Origin of the sequence: Microcoleus sp. B4-C1, from assembly GCF_036705285.1 — a bacterium.
In the GTDB taxonomy this organism is placed as follows: domain Bacteria; phylum Cyanobacteriota; class Cyanobacteriia; order Cyanobacteriales; family Microcoleaceae; genus Microcoleus.
Genome location: NZ_JAUBUC010000117.1, coordinates 1 through 10,467 on the forward strand (window position 1 = coordinate 1; position 10,467 = coordinate 10,467).

8 protein-coding genes and 2 pseudogenes are annotated in these 10,467 nt (G+C 45.6%); 7 read left to right on the forward strand and 3 right to left on the reverse strand.

Annotated features, from left to right (window positions below; genetic code table 11):
* Window positions 1–47 precede the first annotated feature (47 nt).
* Window positions 48–893 carry a hypothetical protein gene (locus QUB26_RS28440; protein ID WP_333320688.1) on the reverse strand — a complete coding sequence of 282 codons (846 nt, stop codon included), beginning with the start codon at window positions 891–893 and terminating at the stop codon, window positions 48–50.
* A gap of 269 nt (window positions 894–1,162) precedes the next feature.
* Window positions 1,163–1,315, reverse strand: a pseudogene (locus QUB26_RS28445) (DEAD/DEAH box helicase); the annotation flags it as partial.
* A 743-nt stretch (window positions 1,316–2,058) separates the two neighbouring features.
* Between QUB26_RS28445 and QUB26_RS28450 the strand changes: the two are divergent.
* Window positions 2,059–5,226 carry an ABC transporter transmembrane domain-containing protein gene (locus QUB26_RS28450; RefSeq protein WP_333320690.1) on the forward strand — a complete coding sequence of 1,056 codons (3,168 nt, stop codon included), beginning with the start codon at window positions 2,059–2,061 and terminating at the stop codon, window positions 5,224–5,226.
* Window positions 5,227–5,396: 170 nt separating this feature from the next.
* Here QUB26_RS28450 and QUB26_RS28455 read toward each other — a convergent pair whose 3' ends face one another.
* Window positions 5,397–5,546: a hypothetical protein gene (locus tag QUB26_RS28455; RefSeq protein ID WP_333054973.1), complete on the reverse strand. Its 150-nt coding sequence runs from the start codon at window positions 5,544–5,546 to the stop codon at window positions 5,397–5,399.
* Here QUB26_RS28455 and QUB26_RS28460 point away from each other — a divergent pair.
* The 6 genes and pseudogenes from QUB26_RS28460 to QUB26_RS28485 form a co-directional block, all read left to right on the forward strand.
* Entirely contained in the window at window positions 5,546–7,354 is a 1,809-nt protein-coding gene (locus QUB26_RS28460; protein WP_333243280.1) for an HlyD family efflux transporter periplasmic adaptor subunit, read from the forward strand. The genes QUB26_RS28455 and QUB26_RS28460 overlap by 1 nt on opposite strands.
* Before the next feature lie 59 nt (window positions 7,355–7,413).
* A complete protein-coding gene (locus QUB26_RS28465) occupies window positions 7,414–7,884 on the forward strand; it encodes a HetP family heterocyst commitment protein (RefSeq protein WP_333243283.1) in 471 nt (156 codons plus the stop codon).
* Window positions 7,885–8,607: 723 nt separating this feature from the next.
* Window positions 8,608–8,868 carry a hypothetical protein gene (locus QUB26_RS28470; protein WP_333243285.1) on the forward strand — a complete coding sequence of 87 codons (261 nt, stop codon included), beginning with the start codon at window positions 8,608–8,610 and terminating at the stop codon, window positions 8,866–8,868.
* Window positions 8,869–8,980: 112 nt separating this feature from the next.
* The gene (locus QUB26_RS28475; protein WP_333243285.1) at window positions 8,981–9,241 is read left to right on the forward strand and encodes a hypothetical protein; all 261 of its coding nucleotides are present in this window, start codon (window positions 8,981–8,983) and stop codon (window positions 9,239–9,241) included.
* Window positions 9,242–9,364: 123 nt separating this feature from the next.
* On the forward strand, window positions 9,365–9,604 hold the full coding sequence (locus QUB26_RS28480; protein WP_333243288.1) for a hypothetical protein: 240 nt from the start codon (window positions 9,365–9,367) through the stop codon (window positions 9,602–9,604).
* Window positions 9,605–9,753: 149 nt separating this feature from the next.
* Window positions 9,754–10,467, forward strand: a pseudogene (locus QUB26_RS28485) (hypothetical protein); the annotation flags it as partial.

The following is a 10,467-nucleotide window of genomic DNA, read 5'->3' on the forward strand; positions in this document are numbered from 1 at the left end:
TTCTATCATATAGCGGAGGGCGAAAAATTTTGGCTCTTATCATACTTTTAACCATTTACAAAACCGGGATGCTCCCGTTTGAGACTGAGTGAAGTATTAAACACATCATTGCCGTGCGTGCGTTCAATCTGATGGTGCTTCAGCAAAGCAATCAGGTTTTTGGTAGAGCCTTTCAGTTGATTGAAATAACTCTGGGAGAATGCCCAGCGGCTGAAACCCCAAAACTTAGCCAAATGATTGATCTCATCCTGTAAAGGCTGGGAAATTGCCTGTTGCAACGCTCCTGTTGAGTGTACCATCAACCATAAATAGACAGAAGTAGCTCCCCACTCGGTACTCAGGCGACTAATCACGTGTTTATAGGTATCTTGCCAAGCGTCACCTGTGGATTGACAGCCCTTCACAGAATTCGGTTTAACTTGCAGTTTTTCCCCTGTTAATTGCTGGTAAATTTTCCTAAATGTCGGGCAATGTTGGCGTTCTTCTTTTTCCCAGACACCTATCTCTAGAATGTTGCCATTGGCATCAAAAATTCCTCCCATAAACCGCGCCATTTGCGGGTAAATATGCTGTAAGTAGCACCAACTTTCTCTACCGTAACTGCGGATGGGAGCTTCAATTTCGGCCGCACTTGCCAAAATTTGTAAAAATATTTCTGGCTTGACACCAATAATTTGGTCGCGATTGATTCCTTGCCAATCTATGGGTTCCCAAGGGCGAGGATGCGGGGTGGAAAATTGCTGGGGTAGATCCGAAAGTCGATCGCTCAAAACTTCCAATGACATATAATGGTCGATGAGGGAATTAATCCTCGCCCGACTTTGCAAGTAGCGAGGGCTTTGATACTGATTTCCAGCCAAATCAATTGTATACACCTTACCAGTAGCTTTCATTGTTTCTGCCTGTTCGTAACTTTTACAGCTATTGTGCAAAAGGCATTTGGGAAGTCGCAATGAGTAACGTGCAGGCTGCTGAGTTAATAGCAGTTGCCTTGACTGATCCGAACTCAGGTGAAGCGGCATGAAATAGGGTGAACTAAACAACACATGATACGGCTAAGATGTTCCGAAAATTACCCTTCCTCCCATCCCCAAAATAATTTAACTCGATTGTGCAGCGGGAATCGCTGGATTCTGCATAGTTAATTACTCGCCACAAGTGTCTGGCATTGCATCACAGCAATTAACGACGAAATCACCACCGTCAATCCTGGTTTCAACAGAGTCGGTAATTGAAAATACAAAGACTTGCCACCGCCCGTCGGGATGACAATCATCATATCCAGTTTTTGTAAAGCAGGTTCGACAATTTCCTGAGTTGGTTGTTGAATTCTACACTATTCCATGCTTTTGAAGAAGAAATACACTGAGTGCGATCGCACAAAATTCCTTAAGCAGAGAAACCGATACTTTTAATCGGGGTTTAGATTGATAGTGATGGGTAGCGATAGTGATGGGTTTAGGCCATCACAGAAGTCACCCCCAAATGGAAGACCGTTATCAATAGCAAAACTTTCCATCTTACTTTAATCCGTTATATACCCAGACCAGAGGGTCAATTAATTGCTTGAATTGCTGCTACAAATTAACAGCCATCAATATTTCTTTACCACGATCCGGCCCTGGATTTCACAAACAAGCGTCGAAAATTGATGGTTTTTGAGTTCTGAATGTCAATTTCTGTGTATATATACGTATACCGGACACAACACCTGCCTCGCCCAGCTTCACAGAATCTTCACAAATATCCGTATAATTACTGTAGGTTTATAAAGATTACGTAAAGATTGCCCTTAAAGGTAGCCAAAACCACGATTCTGTAAGTTAAACTGAGAGCCAGCCAAAACCACACTTACGTAATCACCACAAAATCCTGAAAAAACGCAATTTTATATATCCTAAAGGCGTTGAAGGGATGCCGTAACTAAGAGGTGTTAGTCGGACATATCGACAAACAGTTTGTAAGCCAACTAGGTTGCAACTAAACCAATAAAAATCGCTCATAACCGGGTTAGTTGCCATTCAAAAAAAATGAAACAAATTTTTGACAGGGTAAGTTATGAAAAAAAATTTAGGGGTTAAAAATCAAATTTTTAAAACCCGAGAAGCCTTGGAAAATTTCCCGGCTATTCAGAAAATTTTCGAGGAAGTCGGTGCAGGGCAGACTTTAGTGGCGAAATTAAATACAGCCTGTGAAATTTGCGAGTTTCAACTCGGAGATGAAATCACTCAATATCAAACATCAGATAGCAACAATTTCCTTGAAAAAGAACAGAGCGATTCCCTACGGGATAGCTTCGCTTCACGCAATTTTTATTTAGTTTGCGAGGGAAGAGTCAGGCTGCTAGCGGTAGAAGCGTCGCAACAGCAGGAAATTTCGGCGGTGGTACTGGAAGTCGGAGCAATATTTGGGACAGATAACCTATTTATTGAAAGCGGACTGCCTTACAGGGCAATTGCGGCTGGCACTTGCCAAATCGGTCGAATTACGGCCACCACATTGGAGCTGATTTTAGAAGAATTCCAGCAACTGCAACAGCACTGGCGGCAAGAATTTCAAGAGCGACAGCGGTTAATATTTTTCAAGACACAAACAGATTTGCGATCGCTCCCTCCCCACAAACAACAGCTTCTGTGGCCCCACTTACTTCCTTACATAGAAGAAATCCGAATTCCTGCCGGAGTTTCCCTCACCGAGCACTGCCAAAACTCCAACAATCATTTTTGGCTCCGCAGCGGTCAAATTCAAGGTCAAGCACCGCCAATTCTCGGCAGTAAATGGGAACATTCAGATGTAAAGAGCGACTGGATAGCGGTAACAGACCTGATAATTTACCAGCTTAGCAGCGAACAGTGGGAAATCGCCAACGCCACAATTAGTTCCGAAAGCAATTCCCGCCCTAAAATCATCCGCAAACCTCCAATCTTAAGCTTAGTAACGCCGCCCCAAAAGGCCAGCTCTACCTCACAAACCGAGCCATCAAAATTAACCGCAGTCGATCGGCAAAAACCCGCAACCGGAATCATCAGCTTTCCCAAACCCAAGCAGCGGCGCTGGTTTATCAGCAGACACCCATTCATTCAACAACAGAGTTCAGCAGATTGTGGAGCTACTTGCTTAGCCATGATTAGCGAATATTGGGGTAAGAAATTCAGCCTAAATTACTTGCGGGAATTGGCAGAAATCGGCCGCAGTGGCGCGTCGCTCAAGAGTCTGGCAAAAGCAGCGGAAAGGATGGGATTTCAAACCCGTCCCGTGCGAGCTTCTTTAACTCCGCTGCGAAATCAAAATCCCTGGATTGCTCACTGGCAAGGCAATCACTACGTGGCAGTTTATCGCTTTAAAAATCAACAGGTTTTAGTGGCTGATCCGGCTGCGGGCAAGCGGTGGATGAGCATTAAAAATTTTACCGAAAATTGGACTGGGTACGCCCTAATTTTAGACCCGACAGCGGAACTATACCGCAATCACACTGCCGAACATCAAGGTATCAAACTTAAAAATTTTGTAGGCATAGTCTGGCCCTACCGGGCTGCGATCGCCCAAATTCTGATCCTCTCCTTGTTGCTCCAATTATTTGGTTTAGTTACTCCCCTATTTACCCAAGTAATTCTCGATCAAGTGGTTGTCAGTAAAAGCGTAGTAACTCTGCACGTTTTTGCGATCGGACTGCTGTTGTTTAGTGTTTGGCGAACGCTGTTGGGTGCAACGAGACAGTATTTGCTGGATTATTTGTCGAACCGCATTGACTTGACTTTAATTAGCGGCTTTATCAGTCACACTCTCACTTTGCCGATTAAGTTTTTTGAATCTCGTCAGGTGGGCGATATCTTGACGCGGGTTCAGGAAAATCAAAAAATTCAGGCATTTTTGACTCGCCAAGCTATTACGGCTTGGTTGGATGCTTTGATGGCTGTGGTTTACATCGGACTGATGGTTTACTATAACTGGCGTCTGGCGTTGTTGGTGCTGGCGTTGATTCCGCCGATCGTGATTTTGACTTTAGTGGCAACTCCATTCCTGCGAAAAGTTTCGCGGGAGGTTTTTACCGAAAGTGCCAAGCAAAATTCATCTTTGGTGGAAATGATTACTGGGGTGGCGACGGTTAAGGCAACTGCTGCTGAGCGAGAAATGCGCTGGCGCTGGGAAGACCAATTAACCTGCATGATTAATGCTAAATTTCGCGGGCAGAAGTTGGCTAATTCTTTGCAGGCGATCGGGGGTGGGATTAATACTTTGGGCAGCACGGCTTTGCTGTGGTACGGGGCAATGCTGGTGATTCAAGACGAGTTGACGATCGGTCAATTCGTGGCTTTTAATATGATGATTGGGAGCGTAATTTCTCCTGTGCTTTCAGTGGTGGGACTTTGGGATGAGTTTCAAGAAGTGCTCGTTTCGATCGAGCGTTTGGATGATGTATTCTCTGCCCAACCTGAAGAAAGCCCTTACAAGCCAATGCTGGTGCTGCCTCGCATTCAGGGAAACGTTAAGTTTGACAATGTTTCTTTCCGTTATGCTCAGGATGAGGAACGCAATACGCTGCAAAATCTTTCCTTTGAGGTGCAAGCTGGAGAAACTGTGGCAATTGTCGGCCGCAGCGGTTCGGGTAAGAGCACTTTGGTAAAGCTGCTGCAAGGTTTCTATTATCCAGAAAAGGGGCGGCTGACAATTGACGGCCACGATATTCGGCACATTTCTTTGCAGTCGCTGCGAGTTCAGTTGGGTGTTGTTCCTCAAGATTGTTTCTTGTTTTCGGGAACGATTTTGGAAAATATTACGTTGTATAAAAACGGAAGCGATGCTGCTTCTGCAAGCTTGGAAGAGGCGATAGAAGTGGCGAAGCTAGCAGAAGCTCATGCTTTTATTCAAGATATGCCGCTGGGTTATCAAACTCCTGTGGGGGAAAGGGGAACGAGTTTGTCTGGGGGCCAGCGACAACGAATTGCGATCGCCCGCGCTCTTTTGGGTGATCCCCGGATTTTGGTTTTGGATGAAGCAACTTCTTCGTTGGATACCGAATCTGAGCGCAGGTTTCAGCAAAATCTCGCCCGCATTAGTCGCGATCGCACTGCGTTTATTATCGCTCATCGGTTGTCTACGGTGCGTAATGCCGATCGAATTTTGGTTCTAGACAAAGGCATTTTAGCCGAACAAGGCAACCACGACGAATTGATGGCTGAACGCGGACTTTACTATCACCTCGCTCAGCAACAACTCGATATTTAAGTCATTAGTCATTAGTCATTAGTTATTGGTCATTAGTCATTAGTCATTGGTCATTAGTCATTAGTCATTGGTCATTAGTCATTAGCAAGACAAGGCTAAAGATAATTTTCATATCATGTCCGATCGATTAACCATAATATCCCGGTCGGGCGGGTTTTTGAGATTGTCAATTATTGGCAGGTATTGTTGGTGAGGGGAGCCCCTACAAAAATCGCGATCGCTCGACCGGACATGATATCACTTACTTCTGACTCCTGACTGATAGCTCCTAACAACTCCCAACTGCCAACAGTCAACAGACTAATTTGGAGGAAAGACAATGTTTTCAGAAGATGCCAAAGAATTAGGCCACGCTCCTAACGAAATAGGCGAAGTTTATGGGGGCGTAGCTTCTAGGCAAGAAAACGAAATCCGAAAAAAAGAGCGCTCTTTAGAAGTTGTCGAATCTCAAAATCGCTCTTCTCAAACTCATGACGGTATCAATATTGCAAAATTACAGTTACGACAGCCTGATGCGAATAATTGGTCTACTTCTTTGCACTCGGTACTCGACCAGCCGCCAGTATCTTTTCCCCAGCGGTTGATATTAGGAGGAATGGTTTTTTCCGTAGCTTTTGGAGCGTGGGCAACTTTGGGAAAAATTGACGAGGTTGGTCATGCTCAGGGCAAATTAGTTCCCAAAGGCGCTGTTTACAAAATTCACCCGACGGAGACGGGAAAAATTATTAACCTCGCTATCAAAGAAGGTCAAAAAATCAAAGCTGGACAATTATTGGCGGAATTAGACCCGTCGAATGCCGAGAGCGAGGTGGAGCGTCTTGAGAAAATTCTGGACGCTGATCGAATTCAATTGGTGCAGCAGATGAGTTCGATCGAGAGAACTAAACTGGAAGTTGAAGCGAGCCAAGCTATTGCTGCTGCAGAGCAGCGGGGGGCTGAAGCTGCGATCGCCCGTGCTAGCGCTTCAGCGGCCACCACGCAGTCTCAAATCGAGCAATTGCAAGCAGATGTAGTGTCTCAGCAAGCGCGGCAACAACAGCTCAAACCTCTGGAAAAGGATGTGCAAGACTTGCTCTCGCAACTGAAAACAGATATTAACTCCCAGCAAGGGCGGCGCGATCAGGTGAAACCATTGCAACGCAAGACTCAAGAATTGCTGACGCAATTGCAAGCAAAAGTGGTGGCTCACAAAGAGCGGATCGCGCGTCTCAAACCTTTGGTAGATGAAGGAGCACTGTCAAAAGACGTATTGTTTCAAGCTGAGGAAGCTCTGCGGGAAAGCGAAAATGCCGTGATTAGAAGCCAGTTGGGAGAGACAACTCAGGCTGACGATCGCGCCTTTGAAGTCGAGCAAACCGTTCGCGACAGGCAAAGTGCTGCCATCAGGAGTCAACTGTCTGATGCAACTGGGGTTAAGGAAAGGTTGTTTGAAGTCGAGCAAAATTTGCGCGATCGAACTAGCGCCATTTCTAGAACCCAAGGTGAATTAACTCAACAACTGGCAGAAGTCGATCGACTGCAAGCCGAAGCCGCCAGCAAACAAGCTGCAGCGCGCCAAATGCAGTTAGAAAAAGAGCAAAAAATTCAGCAGTTGGAAATGCAATTAAATCAAGTCAAATCCAAAATTGCCGAAACCCAAACCCTGCTCGTTCAAGCCAAAAATCAGCTCAAACAAAGATTTCTCTACGCACCCGTCAGCGGAGTGATTTCCGCACTCAACATTCACAACAAAGGCGAAGTAGTTCAACCGGGTCAAACTATTGCAGAAATGACTCCGAATCATGCTCCTCTGGTGCTGGAAGTCAGTTTGCCGAACCGAGAAGCGGGATTTGTCAAAACCGGAATGCCGGTGCAAGTCAAATTCGATGCTTTTCCTTATCAAAATTACGGCGTGATTCCGGGAAAAGTTTTATCTATTTCGCCGGATGCCAAAACAGACGAGCGATTGGGTGTTTTTTACCGGGTGGAAGTGAGTATCGATAGAGACTCAGTGAAAGCCAAAAACCAAACCTGGAAACTCAAAGCTGGCCAAACAGCTACTGCGGAAATTGTCATCCGCCAGCGCAGCATAGCCGACATTTTGCTTGACCCTCTCAAGCAGCTACAAAAGGGTGGCATGAGTTTGTAGAACTTAGTTAAGTGGTTGTTGTCCTTTGTCACTCTCTATACACAAAACAGGATAAAATAATGACTTCCCAATTTCACCATTCTGCCAATCATTCCCAAGTTGGAATCAAACCAGAACAATTGGATGAGATAATTTCAGCCATCCTGGCAGGAAAGTATTCTTGGGCTTGTTTTTTACTTTTGCGGTGCACGGGTTACAACCCTCTCGACTATATCCCTTACCGTACTTCCAACCGCTTGCTTAAGGAAAACAGTCAAATCAGCAAGTCGAGTAAATCGGAAACTAAGCCTGCATTGGGTAAAATTGCTGATTTAGATTATGTGGAAGTGGTGAGGGAAAAACGAGCCGGAGTTCGAGGGGGTTATGTAACAGAGGCTTTTACCGAGTTGCACTCAGATACCGCAGGTTTTGGACTTGAAGTCAAGGAAGGGCAATATCTCTCGATGCCGAAGGTTGAGTGTTTGCCAATTCCAAGTCAAGGATTTTTTGCGGGATTTAAGACGCGCTTGTTTAATTTGGCGGGTAAGTAATTTAGTCGAGAGATCGACAACCCGATTGCGGGCGTTGGGTGTACCAGTTTTTTGGTTGACTCACCGCGGGCGATCGGGTTTTTCAGTATCGAACATCCGCACTTCCGATAAATCTGCCAAAATGGCAACACTTTGTGGCGATCGTACCTAATACTTTGTTAAGTAGGTCAACCTAAAAAAAGGGAATACCCAGATAAGCTGTTCGGCATTTAAAGGACTTGCGTAAGGTGCGTCAGCATCTAAGGTTTTCCGTTTCAGCGTAAGGGTTCACTCCTGACGCACCCTACTAGCCTCGTTACTGGTTTAAATGCTCCACAGCTTACCCGACTTCTTTAAGAAGTCGGGTATCTAAGATAATAACCTTTTACGTTGACTCAATCTCAAATCTCAAATCTCAAATCTCAAATCGGTTGACCTGTAATTCCTGCGGTTTAGCCTGGGCAGTCTTTATCTATACAAGTTATCAATTGAGCTAAATAGTACAATCTTCCAGTCTCGTTAATAAACTCTAAAACGAGGCTGATTTTTGTATTTCAAAATACCTCGATTTTTTGTAGCTTTTGGACAAATAATTTACAAATATTCATGAATTTAAATTTACATTTTAATTTTCACAAATCTGCCAAATTGGCAACACAGCTCTAATTAGTCCAGATATATTAGGTACATCGAAAGCAAACAAGATTGCTTCGAGCAAGCACTTAACCAACAAGGGAAAAAACCATGATTATCTCTGACCTGAACCATGTCGAAGTTGTTTCCGAAGCAACCAGAATCGAAGGCGGTTTCACTGAATTTGATTTGATTGTCGGCCTAGTTTCATTCGGTTCATTCACTGCTGGCGTAGCATATGGCAACATAGCAGTAGCCGACGCTAGTGCCGGTGCGATCGGTTATGGCTCATTTACCAAGGCTGCTACCAGCACATTTACGACTCCTGTATCGAGTTCATCCGGTGCATTTTCCGTATCGGTTTCCGATTAGGAATCAGTCGCCCGCTGCTGCTAGTAGAATAAGTCCGAACTGCTGGCAGCAAAACGATAGAATTACACAGTTTTTTAGTCAAACAAACCTGCAATAGTAAAGGCAAAAAACCATGATTATCTCAGATCTGAACCATGTAGAAGTTGTTTCCGAAGCAACCAGAATCGAAGGCGGTTTCACTGAATTTGATTTGATTGTCGGCCTAGTTTCATTCGGTTCATTCACTGCTGGCGTAGCATATGGCAACATAGCAGTAGCCGACGCTAGTGCCGGTGCGATCGGTTATGGCTCATTTACCAAGGCTGCTACCAGCACATTTACGACTCCTGTATCGAGTTCATCCGGTGCATTTTCCGTATCGGTTTCCGATTAGGAATCAGTCGCCCGCTGCTAGTAGAATAAGTCCGAACTGCTGGCAGCGGAACGAGATAATTACACCTTTTTCGAGTCAAAATTACAGCCGTATCCAAGAATAATCAGATAAAGGTAAAAATCAATGACTATTGAGGATTTAACATATTTGGAGAAAGTTTCTGACGAAGGCAATATTGTTGGCGGTTTTGCTTCAGTAGATATCAGTGTTTTTAGCTCCGCGATCGGTGACTTCACCTCAACTGCTGCTAATTCTCAGTCTTGGGCAGTATCTTCGCCTTACGGTGGTTCTCTAGCGGTTGGTTACGGTCAGGTATTTGCGATCGCCTACACTCCCCCGTCATTTCCCAAGTTCCGAAACTAGATTCCGTGAATAATAGAAATTAAATAATTTTTATTATCTCGATAGGGTAATGAAATCACAATAAAAATGTATAGCTCCATTGCTTTGACCCAGAGCAATCTTCAGTTGATTTATCAAGCTTAAAACAAATTTTAAGGAGATTAACAGCGATGCCTCAATTAGACGCATCTGCTCCTCCTACCCTAACGGTCGGTAGCAGCAGTCCAAGTGGCTCTAGCTTGTTAGCGGGTGGAACTGGTGCAAGTAATAGTGAACTTACTAACTATTCAGCATCTTCAGAACCAGCCCCAACAGCTAACATTTCTACTCCCAGCGAGGTTTCAGGAGGCAGCAGCAGTTCTGCCAAATCCACTTCATCCACTTCGGACAGCGGTGCAGGGAGTACAAGTAGTGCGACAGGTACTTCTCCAACGGGAGAATCTAGCAACAGCAGCCAAACAGTCTATACTCCGGGAGCCACCTCCAGCAGCGGTAGCGCTACAGCTACAGCCTCGGCGGGGGCTTCTCCGACGACAAGTGCCACAACTTCAGCCCCGGCAGCAACACCAACACCAGCACCAACACCAGCACCAGCACCAGCACCTGCACCTGCACCGTTAGGAGACAGCAGCGGTGCCAGCAGCAGCGCGACAGCGACTTCTCCGACAGGGAACAGCAGCAGCACCAGCACTCAGACAGCATCGACTCCCGGCGACACTTCTAGCAGTGCGAGCGCCTCAGCTAGCAGCGGTTTAGATGCTCCGCCAACTACTAGCGCCACAGCCCCAGCACCAGCGCCAACACCAACACCAGCACCAGCACCTGCACCTGCACCGTTAGGAGACAGCAGCGGTGCCAGCAGCAGCGCGACAGCGACTTCTCCG